We start from the raw sequence: 21,170 nt of genomic DNA, 5'->3' as shown, positions 1-21,170 counted from the left end.
ATTTCACGGCATACAGCATAAAGCGTAGCTTATTCGCTACGTTTGTCAGTGCGAGTAGATCTGGTTTTTTCCCAGCCGTTTAGCCTGGTAAAGCGCGTCGTCTGCGGCTTTTAACCAGTCGGTAACACTGTGCATTTCCGGTAGCGCGCTGGCGATACCGATGCTCAACGTACATTTGAACGCATGCTCCTGCATCACTGTCATTACCGCAGCCGCATCCATGATCCGGGTTGCCACCGCATACGCCTCTTCGGCTGGCGTATCGGGCAATAAAATCACAAATTCATCGCCACCGAGGCGCGCGGGTGTGTCCGTTGTGCGGGTGGCAATATGCAAAATTTTCGACACGGTGACCAGCAATGCATCGCCAATTTTATGACCAAAGCGGTCATTCACCTCTTTAAAATTATCAATATCGATAAACATCAATGAGGAGTGGCGCGGCGTCACGTGCAGTTTTTCCAGCTCGTACTGGATCCGTTTTTCCAGCAGGCGGCGATTGGCGATATCAAGCAAAGGATCCATCATCGCAATACGCTCAAGCTCGCGGCTTTTTATCCGCAGTCTGACGGCAATGCTGTCGGTAAGTGCGCTAAGCGCCAGGATATAGATGCCGATGAGCGGCAACGTAGCGAACATCGTCCGCTGTGTCACCTGCAACTCCAGCGGTAAACCGAGCGCCAGCCAGGTAAGTAAGAACGCCGCAAGCATGGCCAGTGCTGCTTTACGCATCAGCACAAACCCACCCGCCGATAAGCGATCAGAGAGCAAAATGGTGGCAATCACCACCGAAGGCAGCGGGTTGACCGCCATTAGCGCAATCCAGAACCCGCCTGCGCCAGCGTCAAAGACCAGGTGTTGATGTTCAATTCGCAGCGGCATCTGCGCGTTGCGTGCGCGCAAAAACGCGACGGTAGGCCATAAAAAGGCATTGGCGCACAGCAACGCCACGCTCCATAAGGGGCGCTGCAGTTCAAGAAGGACGGAAAGAATGGGGAAAAAGCAGAGTAGCGTTCCCAGCATACGCATCAGATACATCCGCCTGGCAAAACGCCTGCCTGGGATCCGCTCGTGTTTATTCAAATTATCCGATCCGCTCATAACGCGATGATTCCGCTACGTATACGCAATAATAGTATTGACGATAAAAATTAGTAGCAAGCAATTTAATAAGTTATCGATATTAATTGCCGCTATCGTCATCACCCGCTGCGACACGCGCGGGGAATTATCCGCCGGTGGCGCTTCCCGCCATTTCCGGCGCGTTATGTTGAGCATCTGTCGTGCAGTTACGCCCGCGTTTTTTCGAGCGGTAGAGATTTTCATCCGCCACCGCCAGGAGCGCATTGAACGTTGCCGTTAATTGCCCGGCATCGGCTTTACCATGGCTGATACCAATACTGACGGTTAAATGCAGCGTCTGTTGCTGCCAGTTAAACGGATACTGCGCCACTTTTTCGCGCAGCGTTTCCGCCAGGTGTTTACCTTCACTGGCGTCCTGCGTTGTCGCCACGACAGCGAACTCCTCCCCGCCCATGCGGGCGAGCACACCGCGCGTGCCCAGCGCCTGCTGTACTTTTCGCGCGAAGGAGGTCAGTACCCGGTCGCCACATTCGTGGCCGTAACTGTCATTGACACTTTTGAAGTAATCAATATCCAGCAACATCACGGTGATGTGTTTGTCGGCAAAGCGTTTTGCGTCGCGGTTTAACACCTCATACAAACCCGAGCGCGAGTAAACGCGGGTCAGGAAATCGAAATCGGCGCGCAGGGAAACCTGGCGCATCAGGCGGTTTATCGCCTCAACGCTGACCGAGACAATCACCGGGCAAATGGCCATGGTGGCAATCCCCAGGCGCGCGGAGAACATATGCGGGATCTGCAGCGGTGAACTGACGAAAATATTGATATGGCCGCTGGCGACCAGAATTATCTCCAGCCCGCCGGTCAGCAGCGTCACCAGACATGTCAGCGGCAGCGAGTAACGCACCGCACACCAGATCAGCGCCGGGAGCGGAAACGCCAGGCTGCCTGCGCCGCCAATCACGACCGAGGCGACAATCGATACGCCAACGGCAAGCACCGGCATTACATTGCGCATCTCGACGTTCAGCGGTTTACGCGGCCAGCTCATGGTCAGCATACAGGGCAGGATCAGCACGCCTGTTGAGAACTGCTCGCCAAACCAGTCGGCCAGCAGCAGGCCAAACCCCTGACCATTGATCCCCACGGAGCCCAGCGCGCCAAAAAACGCACACAGCAGCGCGGCAAGCAGACAGTAGCCAAAGAGTTTCAGAGCGTTAACCGGCTCCGGCGCTTTGGTCATCTGGTTACGTTCAAGCCCGATAAGCTGCGCCATGGTGATGATAAACACCATATTGGAGAAGTTGATAATCAGCGACGCCATACCCCAGGACGTGGTGATGGCGTCATACACCAGCATGGCAACATAGCTAATCAGGTAGTAATGCCAGCGCTGCAACCAGGCATAACGCGCGAAAACACCGGCCATCACCGCATTAAGCGGCCAGAAGAGGGAAAGCTCTTCAACCAGGCGCATCATCGCGCCCAGCAAATAAAACAGCGTTGTCAGGATAAACACCATGACCGCATTGGTGTACGGCGTCTCTTTCCGAAAAGGACGGAAAGGGGATGAAAAAAGTGCACGCATCAAATCTCAATCCATATCACTAACGTTGGCTATCGGCCCGCAACACGCGGCGCTGGCTTACACGTCGCTTATCAGCGCGGCGCATTCATCTGCATTACCAGCCACTGGTAAATCACCGCAACAATGTAGTGTTGTTGCGATTCAGTTAGCGCCTGACCATGCGGGATGTTGTGCCACTTTTCCAGACATCCCCGACAGCAGGTAGCCGTGGCATGCTGAGCGATAAATACCGGGTGGCCGCGCATCGGCGTCTGTTTGCCATCATTTTGTGGGTACGCTGGCGCAAGGCGTTTAGCAACGAAATCCGCCGCGTGGGAAGCAATCACTTCCGCACCTTTATCCAGACAGTACTGGCGCTCTTTCACCCCGAGGCGAAAACGCGAACGGAATGTTGACCGTCCCAGCCGGGCAAACAACGGCGCGAAATCATTCATCAATAGACCGATCTCCCCAGTTTTCGCGTTAACGCTTCCAGCACCGCAACACCAGCCAGTGAGTTGCCCGCTTCATCCAGCTCCGGGCTCCAGACCGCAATTGCCATCTCATGCGGCACAATGGCGACGATCCCGCCGCCGACGCCGGATTTCGCCGGTAAGCCGACGCGCCAGGCAAACTCCCCGGCGTTCTGGTACATGCCGCTGGTCGCCATCAGGGCATTAATCTGCCGCGCCTGCATCGGCGTCACCACCGGCGCCGCCTGCTGGGCGCTGCGTCCGCCATCGGCGAGGAATAAAAAAGTGCGCGACAATTCGGCACAGCTCATTTTGAGCGCGCAATAGTGGAAGTAGTTCTGTAACACGGTGGCGACATCGTTATGAAAATTACCGAAGGACTTCATCAGCCAGGCAATGGCCATATTGCGGGCGGAGTGCTCGAATTCAGATCGCGCGACCATGCTGTCGTAGGCGATATCCGGCGCGGCGCAGAGTTTGCGCACAATCTCCAGCATGCGCTGGCGCGGCGCGCTAAGGCGGCTTTGCAGCATATCGCACACCACCAGCGCCCCGGCATTGATAAAGGGATTACGCGGCTTGCCCTGCTCGATTTCAAGCTGTAACAAGGAGTTAAACGGTTGACCGGAGGGATCTTTGCCCACCCGCTGCCAGATCTCCTCTTCCGCGTAGTGGTTCATCGCCACCACCAGACTCAGCACTTTGGAAATTGATTGAATTGAGAAACGCTCGTCGGCATCACCCGCCTGGAAGTGTTCGCCCTGCACGGTGCTGATGGCAATGCCCAATTTGTTGCCGCTCACCGACGCCAGCGCCGGAATATAATCCGCAACCTTGCCGCGCCCCAACAGCGGGCGTACCTCAGCGAGCACCGCCTCCAGCACGCCGTTATCCATCACTGTTGCCACTCTGACTCCTTGCTACCCACAGGCCAAAAATGGCCTGCGAGTATAACAGAGGCGAATACGTTGCGTCAGGCAGGAAGTCGAAAACGCGCAACCGCTTGCATCAGCTGATGAGAATCGTTGTGCAATTTTTCCGACGCTTCGGTGGCCGTCGAGACCAGTTCCCCGGTGCGGCGGGCAACGTTGTTAAGCGAGTGCAGGCGGCGCGTCATTTTGTGAATGCTGTCGCCCTGGCTGAGGGTGGCGGCAGAAATTTCGCTCAGTACGCCGCTTAAATGCCCGACCAGCCCGGTGACCTGTTGCAGGTTATCCTCAAGGCGGCTCACCGCCTGGGTGCCGTCGTTGATGCCCTGTAAGGAGTGATTGATCAATTGCTGAATGGTTTGCGTGGAGTGGCTGCTCTTGCGCGCCAGCAGCCCCACTTCTTTCGCCACCACCGCGAAGCCGCGACCGTGGTTGCCGGCATGCGCCGCTTCAATCGCCGCGTTCAGCGCCAGAATATTGGTCTGGAAAGCGACCCCATCAATCATCGCCACAATGTTGCGCATCTCCGCCGAACGCTCGACGATCTCGCGCATCGATTGATTCACCGTATCCATCATTCGATCGCCACCGGCGGCCACTTCCCGCGCCTCATCGGCCTGTTTGCGCGCCTGCTCAGCAAAACCGGTATTACCTTCCACATGGGATTCCAGCGTGGCGATATGCTCGGTCACATCCGTCAATTCCTGCGCCTGTTTCGCCGACTGCTGATACAGCGACTGGTTGTCCTCAGCGAGGCGGCGAATGGTATCGACCATCGACGAGGTGGCGTCGCTGACTTGCATCACCAGTTGCTGCAACCCCTGCTGCATGGTGCCGATGCTGAGGCCAAGCTGGTCAACTTCACGGTTAAAGCGTTTCACCGGCGGAAGCGGCGTACCCAGATCGCCTGCCGCCAGGATATTGATATGCGCTATCAGGCTGCGCAGCGGGGTAATTACCCAGCGCGACATGGCAAACCAGACCAGCACCGCAATCACCACCAGCAGCGCAGGCACCAGCACAAACACATGCTGTAATTGCGCAAGGTTCGCCATCAGCGCCTGGCGTCCCTGCTCGGCGCGCGCTTCGCTGGCCTGCTGGAAACGGGCATAGTTGTCATTGAAATCAGCCTGGAACGCCTGCGCCGGCACGGCGAAGAAGGCGTCAATCGACTGGGTTTTCACCAGCCCGTCGGCCTGCTCTTTTAGCGCGCCGTAGAAAAGCTGATAGCTGTTAATCAGCGCCTCATCTTTAGGCGGGTTGAGCGCCAGCCACGCTTGCCAGGCCTTTTGCGAGGTCTCCAGGGCCTTATGGGTTTCATCCATCAGGCTGTGCCAGCTCCCTTCCGAGCCGGTTTCTTTATCCTGCATAAAATAGACGCCCGCCCGGTTGAGCAGATCGCTTGCCGTCAGGAGCGCAATGCGCGCTTCATCGACACGTACCTGTTGCAGGTGCGCTTGCTGGTTGAGTTGTTCATTATGCTGGGCGTTATGGAGTGACGCGGAAAGGACAAACGAGGAGGCGATTTGCAGGGCCGAAAACAAGCCAATAATGCAGAAAATCCCGGCGAGCAAACCAAACTGTCGTGGAGAAACACGCCGCAAAATACGGCGGAAAATTTGCTTTAAGTTCATGATATTCTTCTATAACCACAAAGTTGCCGTGAGTCTACAAAAGGATCATGACAGGTCCATGACAGCCAGCAATGACGCGCCCCGCCGGGGCGCGTTTAGCTTACAGACGATCTTTCCACACCGTCTGGATATTGCAAAACTCATGCAGACCGAAGTGGGAAAGCTCGCGGCCAAAACCACTCTTTTTCACGCCGCCAAAGGCCACGCGGGCATCGCTGGCGCTGTAGCCGTTGATAAACACACCGCCGCACTCAAGCTGTTCGGCAAAACGTTGCGCCTGCGCAGGATCGGCGGTAAAGACGGTAGCCGACAAGCCGAAATCACTGTTGTTTGCCAACGCCAGCGCATGCTGTGCATCACGTGCGGTCGAGATAGCGGCGACCGGGCCAAACAGCTCCTGGCGAAACGCGGTCATCTCTGGTGTCACACCGCTCAGTACGGTGGCCGGGTAGTAATTCCCCTCACCCGCCAGTTTCTCACCGCCCAGCAGCAACGTTGCGCCCTCGTTGATACTGGCTTCGACCTGCGCATGCAGCTCATCACGCAGATCAAAGCGCGCCATCGGCCCGAGATAATGCTCTTCTTCGTCCGGTGCGCCCTGTTTTAACGCGGCGGCGGCGGCAACAAATTTCTCCGTAAAGGCCTGCGCAATGCCCTCTTCGACGATAAAACGTTTGGCGGCGGCGCAGACCTGTCCGGTGTTCTGGTAACGCCCTGCTACCGCAGCCTTCACTGCCAGTTCAAGATCCGCATCGTTGAGCACAATAAAAGGATCAGAACCACCGAGTTCAAGGACGCATTTTTTCAGCGCCGCCCCGGCCTGCGCGCCAATAGCCGCTCCCGCACGCACGCTGCCGGTCACGGTAATGGCGGCGATGCGCGGATCGTTAATCGCCTGGCTCACACCGTCATTGGTGGCATTCACCCAGCCAAAAACGCCCTGCGGAACGCCGGCCTCAGCGAAGATCTCGCCTATTAACGCCGCGCAACCCAGCACGTTTGGCGCATGTTTAAGCAGGTAGCTGTTGCCCGCCAGCAGGATCGGTACCGCACCGCGCAGCACCTGCCACAGCGGGAAGTTCCACGGCATCACCGCCAGAATCGGTCCCAGTGGGCGGTACTCAATGGTTGCCCGCTGCTGTTCGACCTGCGTCGGCTCACTGCCAAGCATCGCCGGACCATGATCCGCGTACCAGTCACACAGCGCGGCAGACTTATTCACTTCCGCGCGCGCCTGCAAAATCGGTTTGCCCATCTCCTGGCGGATCACCTGCGCCATCTCTTCCCCGCGTTTGCGCAGCGCATCGCCGAGGCGACGTAAGGTTTGCACACGTTCGCTGACCGGCAACAGCCGCCAGTGGCGATAACCGCTGGTAGCCAGTTCAATTGCCGTATCAACCTCTTCACGGCTGGCCCAGGGCGTTGCGCGCAGGGTTTCACCGGTGGCCGGGTTGATGGAAAGCGCGTGCGTGATTGAGGAAACAGGCATAAATACTCCGCTAAATGTGTTCAGGACTTGCGCAAGGATGGCGCAATTTGTTATTTCTGAAAACTGAATAATATTAACCACCCTGTTCACGAAGAGAGAATGGCATGGACTTAACCCAGCTTGAGATGTTTAACGCCGTGGCGCAGACCGGCAGCATTACCCAGGCGGCGCAGAAGGTGCACCGCGTGCCGTCAAACCTGACGACGCGCATTCGCCAGTTGGAGTCCGATCTCGGCGTGGATCTGTTTATCCGCGAGAATCAGCGCCTGCGCCTCTCTCCCGCCGGGCACAGTTTTTTACGCTACAGCCAGCAGATCCTCGCGCTGGTCGATGAAGCGCGGATGGTGGTCGCCGGTGATGAACCGCAAGGGCTGTTCTCGCTCGGCGCGCTGGAAAGCACCGCCGCGGTGCGCATTCCGGCGACGCTGGCGCAGTACAACCAGCGCTATCCGCGCATTCAGTTCGATCTCGCCACCGGCCCTTCCGGCACCATGATCGATGGTGTGCTGGAGGGGCGGCTAAGCGCGGCGTTTGTTGACGGCCCGATTATGCATCCCGGCCTGGAAGGCATTCCGGTTTACCGCGAAGAGATGATGATCGTCGCGCCTGTCGGTCATGAGGTGATTACCCATGCGGCTCAGGTAAACGGCGCCAGCATTTATGCGTTTCGCGCCAACTGCTCCTACCGCCGCCATTTTGAAAGCTGGTTTCACGCCGATCGCGCCACGCCCGGTAAAATTCACGAGATGGAGTCTTACCACGGCATGCTGGCGTGCGTGATTGCCGGAGCGGGCCTGGCGCTGATCCCGCGCAGTATGCTGGAAAGCATGCCCGGTCATCACCAGGTGGAAGCCTGGCCGCTGGCGGAGAACTGGCGCTGGCTCACCACCTGGTTGGTGTGGCGGCGTGGCGCGAAAACCCGCCATCTGGAGGCGTTTATTGCCCTGCTGAATGCGGCTCCGCAACCAGCGACTTCTGCATAAAAATACTCAGCGGATCGGCGCTGTACGGCGCGAACGCCTCACAAATTTGATACCCGCAGCGCTGATACAGTTTCACTGCCGCGTGCTGTTCAATGCCGGTTTCCAGCCGCAAGGTATGACACGATTTCCCGGCGGCTGCCTGCTCCAGCGCCGCGAGCAATTTTTCCCCCAGCCGCTGGCCGCGATGGCGGGGATCGATAAACACCCGTTTCATCTCGCCGCTGCCGTCGTGGTTGAGCACCACCGCGCCGCAGCCGACGGCCTCGTCGTGATGCATAATTTTGCGCAAAATCAGCGTTCCGGCAGGTAATGCCGCGAGATCAAGCAGATGGTTACTCTCTGCCGGGTAAAGTGCGCTCTGGTAGGCGTCCAGAGCAGCGATCAGCGCAATCAGATCCGGTTGCGTGGCCACGGCATCAACAATGCGGTACATAGCAGGCTCCTTGTTATTAGCCTGTTAAAAATAAACAAGAATTTGCTACCGCCGTCATATGAATAACCTATAGCTACGCCTCCTGAGATTGCGCTCCTGAGAATATAGGTTGTACCTTACGCAACATACGATGCAGAAAATGGAATACTCATGAACACCAAAGCCCGGAAAGTGATGATTATTGGCACAGGCAATGTCGGCGCATCTGCTGCTTATGCCCTGCTGAACCAGAACATTTGTGAAGAGTTAATTCTGGTGGATTTAGACCAGCAACGGGTGGAAGGCCACGCCCAGGATCTGGCGGATGCCGCCGCGTATATGCCCGGAATGATGACCATTTCCACCCGCCCGGTTGAAGATTGCGCGGATGTGGATATTGCGGTGATCACCGTTTCCGGCGGCGCGTTAAAGCCAGGGCAAACCCGCCTTGATGAGCTGGCCAACACCGCGCGGATCGTTAAAAATATTGTGCCATCCATGATGGCAAACGGTTTTAACGGCATTTTTCTGGTGGCGACCAACCCGTGCGACATCATTACCTGGCAGGTGTGGAAACTTTCCGGGCTTCCGCGCAACCAGGTGATTGGCACCGGCGTCTGGCTGGATACCACCCGCTTACGCCGCGCGCTGGCCCAGGCGCTGGATATTGGCGCGCAAAGTATCGATGCGTTTATCCTCGGCGAGCATGGCGACACGCAGTTTCCGGTGTGGTCGCACTCGTCAGTATACGGTTCGCCGATTGCCGATGTTTACCGGCGCAAAACCGGCCAGCGGCTGGATGTTGACGCGCTGGCCGACAAAGTACGCCGCCACGGCTTTGAGATTTACTCCCGTAAAGGCTGTACGGAGTACGGCATCGCTGGCACCATCGCCGAGATCTGCCGCAATATCTTCACCGGCAGCCACCGCGCACTGGCAATCTCCTGCATTCTTGACGGGGAATATGGCGTCAGCGACGTGGCGATTGGCGTACCGGCCGTGCTGGCGCAAAACGGCGTTCAGCAGATTATTGAACTGCAACTGGAAGGTGACGAAGTGGCGAAATTCAACCACTCCGCCGAAGTTATCAAAGCGAATATTGCCCGCTTGCCCTGACTGGCGCCGTTAACCGGCCAGGTAACGTTGTAAGCTGCTGGCGGATCCCGGGGCTACGCTGCGTATCGGTAATGATATCGGTCAGCGAATCGGGATTCGCCACGTTAAACAGCGACCACGCGCCATCTTTACTGCTGTCCGCCAGCGCCCCCCGGCGTTTGGCCTTAACAATCAAATTTTTTTTCAGCGCCGCTTTCTCCTCCGTCGGCGCGGAGATACCGCGCGGCAAATCCCAGCCGTTACGGCTGAAAAGCGCCAGATCCGGCCAGATATTTTGCGGCAGTTTACGCCGGTGCTCGCCAATGCAGGACTGGCTGCGCCCGCCGATGATCGTCCCTTCTGTCCGTTTGAATTCCGACGGAAACAGCGCAATGAGCCGAAAGAAACTCGCCCGGCGTTACTGCCGGACGGTTTTTAGCGTAAGAACACTTTGCCCAACAGATAGAGCGTTGCCTGGCCGCCAATCAGGACGCGATCGCCGCGCCATTCACAGCGCAAATCGCCGCCGCGCGCGGAGACCTGCCGCGCCTGCAGGCTGTTTTTACCCAGTTTTTCGCCCCAGTACGGGATCAACATGCTGTGCGCCGAACCGGTCACCGGATCTTCCGCCACCGATTCACCCGGGCAGAAAAAGCGGCTGACAAAATCGACGTTCTCACCGGGCGCGGTCACGCAGACCATCTTGCCAAGCGGTTTCATTGCCGCGATATCCGGCGTTAAGGCTTCTAACTGCGCCTGGTTTTCCAGCACCACCAGATAATCCCGCGCTACGCGCACTTCTTTCGCGCGTTCAATACCCAGCGTTTTCAGCAGCAGCGCCGGTGGCTGGCTTACCGTTTCTGTCGACCAGGCCGGGAAATCCAGCGTCAGCCAGTCGCCGTTACGGCTCACTTTAAGTTCCCCCACAAAGCGGGTGGTGAAGAGGATTTCGGTATCCGGGTAATCGAGATATTCAAAGATCACGTGCGCGGCGGCGAGGGTCGCGTGGCCGCAAAGATTGATCTCATCCTGCGTGGTAAACCAGCGCAGCTCAAAACCGCTATCGTTACGCACGAAGAAGGCGGTTTCAGACTGATTATGCTGTTGCGCCATGCGCAGCAGCACATCATCGGCTAACCATTCGGTCAGGGGACAGACGGCGGCGGCATTACCGCCAAAAGTGCGGTCGCTAAAGGCGTCGACCATATAAAAATCGATGGTTTGCATAGCATTTCCTCTTTTTCGTCTTCTGTTTTTGAGCGCTATTCAGAAACGTTGCAACTGGTATTTTCCCCATGAATAAAAAGTGAGATCTACATCACAAAATGTTTGTATTTTCGCCAGCAAAGGCAGTAAGATCGTGACCTCTTCTTTTCGCCAACCAACCCCCCAATACCCTTATGACTACGAATACCGTTTCACGAAAAGTCGCGTGGCTGCGGGTAGTGACGCTTGCTGTCGCCGCATTTATTTTTAACACCACCGAATTCGTGCCTGTGGGTTTGCTGTCGGATATCGCGCAGAGCTTCGACATGGAAACCGCGCAGGTGGGGATCATGTTAACCATCTATGCCTGGGTTGTGGCGTTAATGTCGCTGCCCTTTATGCTGCTCACCAGCCAGATTGAGCGCCGTAAACTGTTGATTGCGCTCTTTGTGCTGTTTATCGCCAGCCATGTGTTGTCGTTCCTCGCCTGGAGTTTTGAGGTGCTGGTCATCAGCCGCATCGGCATTGCTTTCGCCCACGCCATTTTCTGGTCGATCACTGCCTCGATGGCCATTCGCCTGGCGCCAGCCGGGAAAGGTGCGCAGGCGTTGAGTTTGATCGCCACCGGCACCGCCCTGGCGATGGTGCTCGGGCTGCCGATTGGCCGTATCGTCGGGCAGTATTTCGGCTGGCGTACCACCTTTTTTGCTATCGGTATGGGCGCACTGGTCACGCTGGTGTGCCTGGTGAAACTGCTGCCCGCGCTGCCGAGCGAACATTCGGGTTCGCTGAAAAGCCTGCCGGTGCTGTTCCGTCGCCCGGCGCTGATGTGCATCTATTTGCTCACCGCCGTGGTGGTTACCGCGCATTACACGGCTTACAGCTACATTGAGCCGTTCGTGCAAAATGTGGCGGGCTTCAGCGCCAATTTCGCCACCCTGCTGCTGTTAGTGCTTGGTGGTGCCGGGATTATCGGTAGCGTGCTGTTCGGCAAGCTGGGGAATCAGCACGCCTCTGGCCTGGTCTGCAGCGCGATTGGTCTGCTGGTAATATCGCTGGTGATGATGCTGCCCGCTTCCGGTAGCGAAATGCATCTGGCGGTGCTGAGCGTGGTATGGGGCATCGCGATTATGATTATCGGCCTGGGTATGCAGGTCAAAGTGCTGGCGCTGGCCCCGGATGCAACCGATGTGGCGATGTCACTGTTTTCCGGCATTTTTAACATTGGTATCGGCGCGGGTGCGCTGGTCGGCAACCAGATAAGCCTGCACTGGTCGATGAACGTGATCGGTTACGCCGGGGCGATCCCGGCGATTGCCGCGCTGGTGTGGGCGGTAGTGATTTTCCGCCGCTGGCCGGTGAAACTGGAAGAGCAAACCCACGCCAGCCACGTGTAAACCGCGCCGGTTACTGCGCGGCAGCGACAACCTCATCCATCACCGTGGTTTGCCAGTCAAACCACGGATTCCAAGTCAGGCGGGCATGAATTTTGTTCGCCTCGACCAGCCCCCAGTCTGAATACCACACCGTTTCACCCGCCAGACAGCGCTTTGCCGCCTCTTCTGACTGGCCATTCGCACAGAGCAGAACACTTCCTTTACGTCCGTACAGCGGATTACGGGGCGAAAAGAGCACCGACATATGAGAAAACTGGCTGATGCGATCCTGCGGCAGATAATCCGTTTTTACCCGTAAGCGAGACATTTTTGCCGCTTCCGCCGGGGGTGTACCGTACCAAATCACACGGCTGGCCGGGTGGGTAAAGCGGCGATCGAACTGATCGAGGATCCAGCGGGTGTTGAGCACCGAATCATGCCCGGTTAACACCAGCAGCGCCGGTTTTGTCCACGGCTTACGCGCAAGCAGCCGCTGCGCGCTGGCGCTGGTGCGCCAGAACTGGGCGAAACCGTTGGTCGGCACACGTAAGTAGCGGGTGGCGATTTGCTGCGGGAAAATAGCGCTCGGCGGACGCAACCAGTCGCGAAACAACGCTACTGTCGGAGCGAGAAAATCGTAACCAGTGCTGGATTTGAACGCCGGGGAAAACAGCAGCAGCCCCTGCACGTTGTCATGCGCCATCGCATATTCCAGTGCCAGATTCCCGCCAGTGGAAAAACCGCCGAGCCAGAGGGCATCGACCTCTTTGCCCAGAATATCGGCCTGCTCGCGCACCACTTGCCGCCACTGAGCAACATCGACATCCAGCAGATCAGCAGGTCGCGTTCCGTGGCCTGGCAACAGCACGGTGCGCACCAGAAAGCCCTGTTTTGCCAGTTCGGGGGCAATATCCACAAACGATCCTGGCCCGTCACCCAGGCCGTGGATCAGCAAAATGCCTTTATGCGCAGGCTTCGCCGGACGCCACTCCTGTGGTGTGTTGAGCCGCAGTTCGCTCGCTTTATCCAGCGTCTGAAACGCCCGGTGCGCGGCAACAAAATCACGCGTTTGCTGTTGATACTCAGTGAAACTTTTTTGCGCCAGCGGCGGTTGCACGCCGGGGCGCTGCTGACAGCCGGTTAGCGCAACCAGCGCCACAACCAGCCAGGAGAGAAATGTGCGCATCAGGCTCCGGCATGAAAAGTGGTGATGATTTCCAGCACGCCATTAATGATAAATTGCACGCCCATACAGACCAGCAGAAAGCCCATCAGCCGCGAGATAGCTTCTATACCGCCCTTGCCCACCAGCCGCATGATCGCCCCGGAGCTGCGCAGGCTTACCCATAATATCAGCGCCACAATGGCAAAAATCAGCGTTGGCGCAACGGTGATGACCCATTCGGGAAACTCAGCGCCGTGGCGAATGGTCGAGGCGGAACTGATGATCATAGCGATGGTGCCAGGCCCGGCGGTGCTCGGCATGGCCAGCGGCACAAAGGCGATATTGGCGCCGGGCTCCTCTTCCAGCTCTTCTGACTTGGTTTTCACTTCTGGTGCCTGATGCGGCTTTTGCGCCGGAAACAGCATGCGAAAACCGATAAACGCCACGATCAATCCCCCGGCGATGCGCAACCCCGGAATGGAGATACCGAAGGTGTTCATCACCACCTGACCGGCGTAGTACGCCACCATCATAATAATGAAGACATAAACCGAGGCCATCCGCGCCTGATGGTTGCGCTGCGCGCTGTTCATATTGCCCGCCAGCCCTAAAAACAGCGCCACGGTGGTCAACGGGTTTGCCAGCGGTAGCAATACCACCAGCCCAAGGCCAATGGCTTTAAAAAGTTCCAGCATCTGACGGTCACTCCTTGCAAGGTCAAAACCCCGCCAGTATAGCCATAACGCGGCGGCAATGGCATGCCCGCGCACGGCTCACGTCTTGATTAAATGATTACTTTCAGTGCGTTACGAATGGATTTTTTTCCAGACATGAAACGTTTTAGCAAATAGTGGCATCGTGGATTCATTCGGTTGACTTATATTTGCCTGAGCAATAATATCTGCCGTGACTAATCTACTTGCCGGGGCAACCATTGTGAAAAGCACGAATGATCTATTTAACGACATCATTCCTCTTGGCCGCTTGATCCACATGGTTAACCAGAAAAAAGATCGTTTACTCAACGACTACCTGTCGCCGCTGGATATCACCGCCACCCAGTTTAAGGTGCTCTGCTCTATCCGCTGCGAAGTATGTATCACCCCGGTAGAACTGAAAAAGGTGCTTTCCGTCGATCTCGGCGCCCTGACCCGCATGCTGGACAGACTGGTGTGCAAAGGCTGGATCGAACGTAACCCGAATCCGAATGACAAGCGCGGCGTGCTGGTGCGGTTAACCGCCGAAGGCGCGGCGCTGTGTGAGCAATGTCATCAATTAGTAGGGCATAACCTGCACCAGGAATTAACTAAAAACTTAACGACAGAAGAAGTGGCAACCCTTGAGTATTTGCTCAAGAAAATTTTGCCGTAAAAAACAAAGAGGTATGACGATGTCCAGACGCAATACTGACGCTATCACTATTCATAGCATTTTGGACTGGATCGAGGACAACCTGGAATCGCCGCTGTCGCTGGAAAAAGTGTCAGAGCGTTCAGGTTACTCCAAGTGGCACCTGCAACGGATGTTTAAAAAAGAGACTGGTCATTCGCTGGGCCAGTACATTCGCAGCCGCAAGCTGACGGAAATTGCGCAAAAGCTCAAGGGAAGTAATGAGCCGATCCTGTATCTGGCAGAGCGTTACGGGTTTGAATCGCAACAAACCTTAACGCGCACGTTTAAGAACTATTTCGACGTGCCGCCGCATAAATTCCGCGTGACGGATATTCCGGCAGAGTCCCGGTATCTGTTCCCGCTGAATCACGCTTGTTAATTTAATCGCCTGCAGTAAAAAGACGTATCGAGGAAAGTATGAAACGTATCGCCTGTGCCGCTGTCACCCTGATGGTGCTGTTATCCGGCCAGAGTTATGCGGAGCAAGTTAATCATCCCGCACAGCAGAACAACCGTGACGCGATGATTTTACCCACCGCCCAGCAAACATCGCCTTTTGATTTTAACCATATGGGCGTGGGTAGCGACAAATCCGACGCATTAGGTGTGCCGTATTACCATCAGCGCAGCTAAACGTCTTGCCCCGCATCACGCGGGGCTTTTTTTATGCTTACGCCCGCACCAGACTGCGCAGACGAAAACCAAACACATTGATATACAGCCCCGCCATCACCAGCACGGCCCCTACCAGTTGTAACGCAGATAGCGTCTCCCCCAGCAATAACGCGGCACTCGCCATACCGACCACCGGCACCAGCAGCGACAGCGGCGCCACACGCCAGGTTTCGTAGCGCCCCAGCAGCGTACCCCAGATGCCATACCCGAGGATCGTGGCGACAAACGCCAGATAGACCAGCGACAACAGCGTGGTGAAATCAATGCTGACCACGCTTTGCAGCATCAGCGCCGGACCGTCGAAAATCAGCGAAGCGACCATAAACGGTACGATGGGGATCAGCGCGCTCCAGACCACCAGCGACATGATCGCCGGGCGCGAGCTGTGCTGCATGATTTTTTTGTTGAAGATATTGCCGCAGGCCCAGCAAAACGCCCCCGCCAGCGTCAACAGGAACCCCAGCAGCGGAACATGCTGACCGTTCAGGCTGGACTCGATCAGCACCAGCACGCCCAGTACCGCAAGCGTGATGCCAACCAGTTGTTTTATCTGTAAACGCTCGCCAAACACGCCGGCGCCGAGAATAATGGTGAAAAACGCCTGCGCCTGTAACACCAGCGACGCCAGCCCTGCGGGCATGCCAAACTTGATGGCGCAAAACAGAAATGCGAACTGCCCGAAGCTGATTGTCAGGCCGTAGCCGAGCAACAACCGCAGCGGCACCTTTGGCCGCGCGACGAACAGAATGGCCGGAAAGGCCACCAGCACAAAGCGTAACCCGGCCAGCATCAACGGCGGCATATTGTGCAGGCCAACTTTGATCACCACAAAATTCAGCCCCCACGCTACAACTACCAGCATCGCCAGCAGGACATCTTTACGCGTCATTCTTCGCCCTTGTGTTTTTTAAACTTTTGTAAAAAATTTACGTTAACGCAAAAAGTTGTACAGCGACAGATCATTAATTCAGGTAGGGCAGTTTGGGCATTTCCCGACAAAACTGCGGTTGTACATCACACTTTATGCATGTTAAAGCTGTACCCATCACAAAAAAATATAACAACACCATGTCGGGCAGGAACATGACCATCAAGCAAACACGCTCCACCGCCGCGTTACTGGCATCTTCACTTTTATTAACCATCGGACGCGGTGCTACGCTGCCGTTTATGACCATCTACCTGAATCGCCAGTACGGGATGGCGGTCGATCAGGTCGGTTACGCGATGTCTATTGCGCTGACAATCGGCGTGGTGTTCAGCCTTGGCTTCGGCATGCTGGCAGACAAGTTCGATAAAAAGCGTTATATGCTGCTGGCGATTATCGCCTTTATAGCCGGTTTTGCGGCGATCCCGCTGTCACACCATGCCGGGTTAGTGGTGCTGTTTTTTGCCCTGATTAACTGCGCTTACTCGGTGTTTTCCACCGTATTGAAGGCCTATTTCGCCGACACACTCGCGCCTGCGGCGAAAGCGAAAATTTTCTCGCTCAACTACACGGTGCTGAATGTCGGCTGGACCGTTGGCCCGCCGCTTGGCACGTTGCTGGTCATGCAGAGCATTAATTTGCCCTTCTGGCTGGCGGCTATCTGTGCGGCCTTTCCGCTGGTGTTTATTCAGCTGTTTGTACGCCGCGTCGCGGTTGGCGAAAGCCCCGATAACTCTGTGGCGTGGGATCCTTCCGTGTTGCTGAAAGATAAAGCGCTCGGCTGGTTTACCTTATCGAACTTTCTCGCCTCGTTTGTCGCCGGTTCTTTTGCTTCCTGCCTGTCACAATATGTGATGACGGTCGCCAGCAGCGAGTTCGCCGAGCGCGTGGTGGCCGTAGTGCTGCCGGTCAACGCCGCGATTGTGGTCACCTTGCAGTATGCGGTTGGCCGTAAACTCAGCGCCTCCAACCTGCGTCCGGCGATGGCCATTGGCACTTTCAGTTTTGTTATCGGCCTTATCGGTTTTATGTTATCCGGCGATAACCTGTGGCTCTGGGGGCTTTCCGCCGCGGTGTTTACGCTGGGAGAAGTGATCTACGCCCCCGGTGAATATATGTTGATCGATAACATCGCGCCGCCGGGAATGAAAGCGACCTACTTCTCGGCGCAGGCGCTGGGCTGGCTCGGCGCGGCAATGAACCCATTACTTACCGGGGTTATCCTGACCACGCTGCCTGCGGCCTCACTGTTTGTCACTCTGATGGTGACCATCATTGTGGCCTGGCTGATGATGCTCAAAGGCATGCAGGCACGGCCGCTCTGCGGATTGCAGGCGCAATAATAAAAGCGGCGCACAGTGCGCCGTTTTTTATTTACCATACCTGTTCGGCGATTTTCGTTACCAGCCGTACTTTGTCCCACTGCTGGGCAGGCGTGAGCGTGTTTCCTTCTTCAGTGGAGGCAAAACCGCACTGCGGGCTGAGACAAATCTGGTTGATATCGACAAATTTCGCCGCTTCCTGAATTCGCGCTTTTACCCCTTCCGGATTTTCCAGCTCGCCATTTTTGGTGGTGATAAGCCCCAGCACCACCTGCTGTTTGCCCGGACGGACAAAACGCAGCGGTGCGAAGTCGCCGGAACGATCGTTGTCATATTCGAGGAAGAACGCATCAACATTCACGCTGCCGAACAGCACTTCTGCCACCGGCTCGTAACCGCCTTCGGAGATCCAGGTGGAGCGGAAATTACCGCGGCACACATGCAGACCAATGGTTAAATCGTCCGGTTTACCTTCCAGCGCTTTGTTAATCACGCGGGCATAAATGCGCGCCAGTTCATCGGGATCGTCGCCACGTTCGCGGATCTGGCGACGCTGGTCATCAGAGCAGAGATATGCCCAAACCGTATCATCCAGTTGCAGATAGCGGCAGCCTGCGGCATAGAACGCCTGGATCGCATCGCGCCAGGTGGTCGCCAGATCGTCAAAGTAAGCGTCAAGCTGCGGATAAACCGTGGCGTCGATATCTTTACGCCCGCCGCGAAAGTGCAGCACGCTTGGGCTGGGAATGGTCATCTTCGGTTGCGCGGTGCCGCTGATGCTTTTCAGGAAGCGAAAATCTTCCAGCATTGGGTGATTGCCAAAGCCTAATTTACCGGTGACGCGCACGCCGTGGGCTTTGGTTTGCACACCATTAAACTGAATGCCTTTATCGGCGTCGTAACGTTCCACACCTTCGAGGCCATCGAAGAAGTCAAAATGCCACCAGGCACGGCGAAACTCGCCGTCGGTGACGACATGCAGACCGCAGGCACATTGCTGCTCAACCACCTGACGAATCGCATCATCTTCAACACGGCGCAACTGCTGAGCGCTGATTTCACCCTGCGCAAACTGCTGGCGTGCCTGCTTAATCTCGTCCGGGCGCAAGAAACTGCCGACTACGTCTGCACGGAATGGGGCCTGATGTCGCTGCATATTGCTCTCCTCTGCGCCGGAATGATTGACCGGCGTGATAATTCACTATTTGAATCTTTAGACTTCTGGATGTCTAAATGTCCAAAGAAAATGTCATAGCGCAGGAAAAGCAGCAACCGAGAAAATTTCACGGCACATGAAAAAATTTCAACTTAGTGCCGTGAAAGGTGAAGAGATGGCTTACAACGCTCCCGTACCGCTGGCAAAGGTATAGCCTTCATCTTCCCAGCCGGTGATACCACCAATCATGATTTTCACCGCCAGCCCCATGCGCGCCAGTTTCAGCGCGGCGCGATCGGCACCATTGCAGTGCGGTCCGGCGCAATAGACCACGAACAGCGTATCGGCGGGCCATTGCGCCATGCGCTCCGCCGTCATCTCGCTATGTGTCAAATGCAATGCCCCCGGCAGGTGGCGACGGGCAAAAGTCTGCGGGTTGCCCACCACATGCAGTAACACAAAATCCTGCTCGCCGTGGGTAATCGCATGGTGGACATCGGCGCAATCCGTTTCCACGCTCAAACGGCGCAGAAAATGGAGGGCGGTTTCTTCCGGTGATGCTGCGGGAACTTCAGTTACGTAGCTCATCGTTTTTTCTCCTTGTTTGTGTTAACACTAATTTAACCAACACAGGACTAACTCACTGCCCCCTTCTATGCCAGATAACACCAGGATAATGACAACTTCACGACACACCCCTGCCCGCCACCGCGTAGTCGCGCTGGCCTATGATGGGCTTTGCACTTTTGAATTTGGCGTCGCGGTGGAGATTTTCGGTCTGCCGCGCCCGGAGCTTGGCGATAACTGGTATACGTTTACCGTTGCCGCCGTGGATGAGGGCGAACTGCGCGCCACAGGCGGTATCCGCGTGATGGCGGCAGGCGGGCTGGAACTGCTTGCGCAAGCGGACACCATTGTGGTTCCGGGCTGGCGCGGTGCCCAGGTGCCTGTTCCGCCTGCATTATGCAGCGCGCTGTATCAAGCCTGGCAGCGCGGCTGCCGGGTGATCTCTATCTGTTCCGGGGTGTTTGTGCTGGCGGCGGCCGGGTTGCTTAATGGTCGCAAGGCCACCACCCACTGGCGCTATACCGACATGCTGCGGGAAGCCTACCCGGCGATTATCGTGCTGGATGACGCTCTCTATTACGATGAAGGAAATGTGATGACTTCGGCGGGCAGCGCGGCGGGGATCGATTTATGCCTGCACGTCGTGCGCGAGGACTTTGGTATTGAGGTCGCGAATAATGTCGCCCGGCGGCTGGTGGTGCAGCCGCACCGGGATGGCTCACAAACCCAGCAGCTTCAACGCCCGGTCGCCCGCACGCGCGAGAGCCGCCAGTTAGGACAGTTGTTCGATTTCCTTCATCAACATCTGGCAGGCAGCCACACGGTAGCGTCACTGGCGAAACAAACGGGCATGAGCCCGCGTACGTTTTTACGCCGTTTCGAAGAATCAACAGGAACCACCCCCGCCCGCTGGATTTTGCAGGAGCGATTACGCCGGGCTGAAGATTTACTCATTCATTCACGGATGAGTATTGAGCTGATTGCCGGGCACAGCGGATTCGCGACTGCGGCATCACTGCGCCACCATTTTCAGCAGCAGCGTGGAATATCCCCGGCGGCATACCGCAAAAAATTTAGCGCCGTGGCGAAATAATTCACGCTATTCATCTTTTATTGAGGTTAAGCAGGCTATTCTTTCTCCATCGCGGCCACCAATTAAGGTAAGAGAGGCAAGTTGGTTAATTAAATGGAGAGTTGACACCATGGCAAATATGCATGTTTTTATCGCAGTACTGGGCATTATTGTTTTTTCCGGGTTCCTTGCTGCTTATTTCAGCCACAAATGGGATGACTGATGATCACTGATAATCCCCCGCCGATATGGCCCCTTGCGGAAAAACGTAAGGGGCCATTTCTTTTTGTACGCTTTGCGCAAACAGGCAAAAAAAAACCGCCCTTAAAAGGCGGCCAATGCTTGCATGGATAGATAGCTGTTTTTCTACGCGCTAACTTAAACGACGGGTTAGCGGACTGCCAACCAATCTAGCATTGCCTTCCTCAATAAAACCTAAACAAGTGCTGAACGCGCGGCGCTCGCGTCATGGCTGAAACGGGTTTCATCGAAACGTTTTTCTGCGGGGAGTGCTCTTTTGCTATTGAAATTACAGAAGATATATCTTCCGGCGTATAAAGTTTGTGATAACGTCGGATCACCATTTCACAGACCGGAGGGGTTATCCCCAATATCAAATTTAAATGCCCGGTTTGCAGCAGCCAGA

General features: G+C 56.2%; 22 protein-coding genes and 1 pseudogene. 9 read left to right on the top strand and 14 right to left on the bottom strand.

Features of this window, described 5'->3' with window-relative positions; genetic code table 11:
* Nucleotides 1-45: 45 nt before the first annotated feature.
* The 6 genes from RT644_RS01460 to sad all read right to left on the bottom strand — a co-directional run bounded on the left by RT644_RS01460 (nucleotide 46) and on the right by sad (nucleotide 7,175).
* The gene (locus RT644_RS01460; protein ID WP_016496158.1) at nucleotides 46-1,038 is read right to left on the bottom strand and encodes a sensor domain-containing diguanylate cyclase; all 993 of its coding nucleotides are present in this window, start codon (nucleotides 1,036-1,038) and stop codon (nucleotides 46-48) included.
* A gap of 190 nt (nucleotides 1,039-1,228) precedes the next feature.
* Complete coding sequence (locus RT644_RS01455) at nucleotides 1,229-2,671, bottom strand: diguanylate cyclase domain-containing protein (RefSeq protein ID WP_313625191.1); 1,443 nt, start codon at nucleotides 2,669-2,671, stop codon at nucleotides 1,229-1,231.
* A gap of 71 nt (nucleotides 2,672-2,742) precedes the next feature.
* The gene (locus RT644_RS01450; RefSeq protein WP_016496160.1) at nucleotides 2,743-3,105 is read right to left on the bottom strand and encodes a DUF4186 domain-containing protein; all 363 of its coding nucleotides are present in this window, start codon (nucleotides 3,103-3,105) and stop codon (nucleotides 2,743-2,745) included.
* Complete coding sequence (gene glsB / locus RT644_RS01445; protein ID WP_313625189.1) at nucleotides 3,105-4,031, bottom strand: glutaminase B; 927 nt, start codon at nucleotides 4,029-4,031, stop codon at nucleotides 3,105-3,107. Before glsB ends, RT644_RS01450 begins: the two co-directional genes overlap by 1 nt.
* Before the next feature lie 65 nt (nucleotides 4,032-4,096).
* On the bottom strand, nucleotides 4,097-5,686 hold the full coding sequence (locus RT644_RS01440) for a methyl-accepting chemotaxis protein (RefSeq protein ID WP_313625187.1): 1,590 nt from the start codon (nucleotides 5,684-5,686) through the stop codon (nucleotides 4,097-4,099).
* Between the two features lie 100 nt (nucleotides 5,687-5,786).
* A complete protein-coding gene (gene sad / locus RT644_RS01435) occupies nucleotides 5,787-7,175 on the bottom strand; it encodes a succinate-semialdehyde dehydrogenase (protein WP_313625185.1) in 1,389 nt (462 codons plus the stop codon).
* A 104-nt stretch (nucleotides 7,176-7,279) separates the two neighbouring features.
* Between sad and ptrR the strand changes: the two genes are divergently transcribed.
* Nucleotides 7,280-8,158 carry a putrescine utilization regulator PtrR gene (gene ptrR, locus RT644_RS01430; RefSeq protein ID WP_016496164.1) on the top strand — a complete coding sequence of 293 codons (879 nt, stop codon included), beginning with the start codon at nucleotides 7,280-7,282 and terminating at the stop codon, nucleotides 8,156-8,158.
* Here the strand turns inward: ptrR and RT644_RS01425 are convergent.
* Entirely contained in the window at nucleotides 8,112-8,591 is a 480-nt protein-coding gene (locus tag RT644_RS01425; RefSeq protein WP_313625182.1) for a GNAT family N-acetyltransferase, read from the bottom strand. The two genes, ptrR and RT644_RS01425, sit on opposite strands and share 47 nt — an antisense overlap.
* 150 nt (nucleotides 8,592-8,741) lie before the next feature.
* Between RT644_RS01425 and RT644_RS01420 the strand changes: the two genes are divergently transcribed.
* Entirely contained in the window at nucleotides 8,742-9,686 is a 945-nt protein-coding gene (locus RT644_RS01420) for an L-lactate dehydrogenase (RefSeq protein WP_016496166.1), read from the top strand.
* Here RT644_RS01420 and RT644_RS01415 read toward each other — a convergent pair.
* Nucleotides 9,658-10,059 (bottom strand): annotated as a pseudogene (locus RT644_RS01415) (DeoR/GlpR transcriptional regulator); the annotation flags it as partial. The gene RT644_RS01420 and the pseudogene RT644_RS01415 overlap by 29 nt on opposite strands.
* A gap of 41 nt (nucleotides 10,060-10,100) precedes the next feature.
* Nucleotides 10,101-10,892, bottom strand: coding sequence for a PhzF family phenazine biosynthesis protein (locus RT644_RS01410; protein WP_313625180.1), 792 nt, complete (start codon nucleotides 10,890-10,892; stop codon nucleotides 10,101-10,103).
* Between the two features lie 173 nt (nucleotides 10,893-11,065).
* Between RT644_RS01410 and RT644_RS01405 the strand changes: the two genes are divergently transcribed.
* Nucleotides 11,066-12,268 carry a sugar transporter gene (locus RT644_RS01405; RefSeq protein ID WP_313625178.1) on the top strand — a complete coding sequence of 401 codons (1,203 nt, stop codon included), beginning with the start codon at nucleotides 11,066-11,068 and terminating at the stop codon, nucleotides 12,266-12,268.
* Between the two features lie 10 nt (nucleotides 12,269-12,278).
* On the opposite strand, the gene RT644_RS01400 is transcribed toward RT644_RS01405, so the two are convergent.
* Together RT644_RS01400 and RT644_RS01395 are read right to left on the bottom strand one after the other, a co-directional pair.
* Entirely contained in the window at nucleotides 12,279-13,433 is a 1,155-nt protein-coding gene (locus RT644_RS01400) for an alpha/beta hydrolase (RefSeq protein ID WP_016496170.1), read from the bottom strand.
* Nucleotides 13,433-14,107: a MarC family NAAT transporter gene (locus RT644_RS01395; RefSeq protein ID WP_045508578.1), complete on the bottom strand. Its 675-nt coding sequence runs from the start codon at nucleotides 14,105-14,107 to the stop codon at nucleotides 13,433-13,435. Before RT644_RS01395 ends, RT644_RS01400 begins: the two co-directional genes overlap by 1 nt.
* Before the next feature lie 241 nt (nucleotides 14,108-14,348).
* Between RT644_RS01395 and marR the strand changes: the two genes are divergently transcribed.
* From marR to marB, 3 genes are read left to right on the top strand one after another with little or no spacing between them, the layout of a single operon-like run.
* Entirely contained in the window at nucleotides 14,349-14,783 is a 435-nt protein-coding gene (gene marR / locus RT644_RS01390; protein ID WP_016496172.1) for a multiple antibiotic resistance transcriptional regulator MarR, read from the top strand.
* Nucleotides 14,784-14,802: 19 nt separating this feature from the next.
* The gene (gene marA / locus RT644_RS01385; protein WP_016496173.1) at nucleotides 14,803-15,183 is read left to right on the top strand and encodes an MDR efflux pump AcrAB transcriptional activator MarA; all 381 of its coding nucleotides are present in this window, start codon (nucleotides 14,803-14,805) and stop codon (nucleotides 15,181-15,183) included.
* A 38-nt stretch (nucleotides 15,184-15,221) separates the two neighbouring features.
* Complete coding sequence (gene marB / locus RT644_RS01380; protein WP_016496174.1) at nucleotides 15,222-15,437, top strand: multiple antibiotic resistance protein MarB; 216 nt, start codon at nucleotides 15,222-15,224, stop codon at nucleotides 15,435-15,437.
* Nucleotides 15,438-15,474: 37 nt separating this feature from the next.
* Here the strand turns inward: marB and eamA are convergent, their stop codons facing one another.
* Nucleotides 15,475-16,368, bottom strand: a complete 894-nt coding sequence (eamA, locus tag RT644_RS01375; RefSeq protein WP_016496175.1) for an O-acetylserine/cysteine exporter — start codon at nucleotides 16,366-16,368, stop codon at nucleotides 15,475-15,477.
* Between the two features lie 194 nt (nucleotides 16,369-16,562).
* Between eamA and ydeE the strand changes: the two genes are divergently transcribed.
* Nucleotides 16,563-17,750 carry an efflux MFS transporter YdeE gene (gene ydeE, locus RT644_RS01370; protein WP_160270434.1) on the top strand — a complete coding sequence of 396 codons (1,188 nt, stop codon included), beginning with the start codon at nucleotides 16,563-16,565 and terminating at the stop codon, nucleotides 17,748-17,750.
* 31 nt (nucleotides 17,751-17,781) lie between these two features.
* Here the strand turns inward: ydeE and RT644_RS01365 are convergent, their stop codons facing one another.
* The gene (locus tag RT644_RS01365; RefSeq protein ID WP_045508586.1) at nucleotides 17,782-18,885 is read right to left on the bottom strand and encodes a cobalamin-independent methionine synthase II family protein; all 1,104 of its coding nucleotides are present in this window, start codon (nucleotides 18,883-18,885) and stop codon (nucleotides 17,782-17,784) included.
* 180 nt (nucleotides 18,886-19,065) lie between these two features.
* Nucleotides 19,066-19,473 carry a rhodanese-like domain-containing protein gene (locus RT644_RS01360; RefSeq protein WP_016496178.1) on the bottom strand — a complete coding sequence of 136 codons (408 nt, stop codon included), beginning with the start codon at nucleotides 19,471-19,473 and terminating at the stop codon, nucleotides 19,066-19,068.
* A 67-nt stretch (nucleotides 19,474-19,540) separates the two neighbouring features.
* Here RT644_RS01360 and ftrA point away from each other — a divergent pair, with 67 nt between their 5' ends.
* Both ftrA and mgtS read left to right on the top strand, forming a co-directional pair.
* Nucleotides 19,541-20,545, top strand: a complete 1,005-nt coding sequence (gene ftrA, locus RT644_RS01355) for a transcriptional regulator FtrA (protein ID WP_097406810.1) — start codon at nucleotides 19,541-19,543, stop codon at nucleotides 20,543-20,545.
* 109 nt (nucleotides 20,546-20,654) lie between these two features.
* A complete protein-coding gene (gene mgtS, locus RT644_RS01350) occupies nucleotides 20,655-20,747 on the top strand; it encodes a protein MgtS (protein WP_016496180.1) in 93 nt (30 codons plus the stop codon).
* Nucleotides 20,748-21,170: the final 423 nt, after the last annotated feature.

The sequence above is a fragment of the Kosakonia sp. genome (genome assembly GCF_032104925.1).
Lineage (GTDB): Bacteria > Pseudomonadota > Gammaproteobacteria > Enterobacterales > Enterobacteriaceae > Kosakonia.
This window is presented reverse-complemented; position numbering and strand designations above follow the sequence as displayed.

Excerpts from the sequence above, each read along its gene's own strand:
- RT644_RS01460 (WP_016496158.1), bottom strand. The coding sequence starts at position 1,038 with ATGTATCTGATGCGTATGCTGGGAACGCTACTCTGCTTTTTCCCCATT.
- RT644_RS01455 (WP_313625191.1), bottom strand. The coding sequence starts at position 2,671 with ATGCGTGCACTTTTTTCATCCCCTTTCCGTCCTTTTCGGAAAGAGACG.
- RT644_RS01450 (WP_016496160.1), bottom strand. The coding sequence starts at position 3,105 with ATGAATGATTTCGCGCCGTTGTTTGCCCGGCTGGGACGGTCAACATTC.
- RT644_RS01440 (WP_313625187.1), bottom strand. The coding sequence starts at position 5,686 with ATGAACTTAAAGCAAATTTTCCGCCGTATTTTGCGGCGTGTTTCTCCA.
- sad (WP_313625185.1), bottom strand. The coding sequence starts at position 7,175 with ATGCCTGTTTCCTCAATCACGCACGCGCTTTCCATCAACCCGGCCACC.
- ptrR (WP_016496164.1), top strand. The coding sequence starts at position 7,280 with ATGGACTTAACCCAGCTTGAGATGTTTAACGCCGTGGCGCAGACCGGC.
- RT644_RS01425 (WP_313625182.1), bottom strand. The coding sequence starts at position 8,591 with ATGTACCGCATTGTTGATGCCGTGGCCACGCAACCGGATCTGATTGCG.
- RT644_RS01420 (WP_016496166.1), top strand. The coding sequence starts at position 8,742 with ATGAACACCAAAGCCCGGAAAGTGATGATTATTGGCACAGGCAATGTC.
- RT644_RS01410 (WP_313625180.1), bottom strand. The coding sequence starts at position 10,892 with ATGCAAACCATCGATTTTTATATGGTCGACGCCTTTAGCGACCGCACT.
- RT644_RS01405 (WP_313625178.1), top strand. The coding sequence starts at position 11,066 with ATGACTACGAATACCGTTTCACGAAAAGTCGCGTGGCTGCGGGTAGTG.
- RT644_RS01400 (WP_016496170.1), bottom strand. The coding sequence starts at position 13,433 with ATGCGCACATTTCTCTCCTGGCTGGTTGTGGCGCTGGTTGCGCTAACC.
- RT644_RS01395 (WP_045508578.1), bottom strand. The coding sequence starts at position 14,107 with ATGCTGGAACTTTTTAAAGCCATTGGCCTTGGGCTGGTGGTATTGCTA.
- marA (WP_016496173.1), top strand. The coding sequence starts at position 14,803 with ATGTCCAGACGCAATACTGACGCTATCACTATTCATAGCATTTTGGAC.
- marB (WP_016496174.1), top strand. The coding sequence starts at position 15,222 with ATGAAACGTATCGCCTGTGCCGCTGTCACCCTGATGGTGCTGTTATCC.
- eamA (WP_016496175.1), bottom strand. The coding sequence starts at position 16,368 with ATGACGCGTAAAGATGTCCTGCTGGCGATGCTGGTAGTTGTAGCGTGG.
- ydeE (WP_160270434.1), top strand. The coding sequence starts at position 16,563 with ATGACCATCAAGCAAACACGCTCCACCGCCGCGTTACTGGCATCTTCA.
- RT644_RS01365 (WP_045508586.1), bottom strand. The coding sequence starts at position 18,885 with ATGCAGCGACATCAGGCCCCATTCCGTGCAGACGTAGTCGGCAGTTTC.
- RT644_RS01360 (WP_016496178.1), bottom strand. The coding sequence starts at position 19,473 with ATGAGCTACGTAACTGAAGTTCCCGCAGCATCACCGGAAGAAACCGCC.
- ftrA (WP_097406810.1), top strand. The coding sequence starts at position 19,541 with ATGCCAGATAACACCAGGATAATGACAACTTCACGACACACCCCTGCC.
- mgtS (WP_016496180.1), top strand. The coding sequence starts at position 20,655 with ATGGCAAATATGCATGTTTTTATCGCAGTACTGGGCATTATTGTTTTT.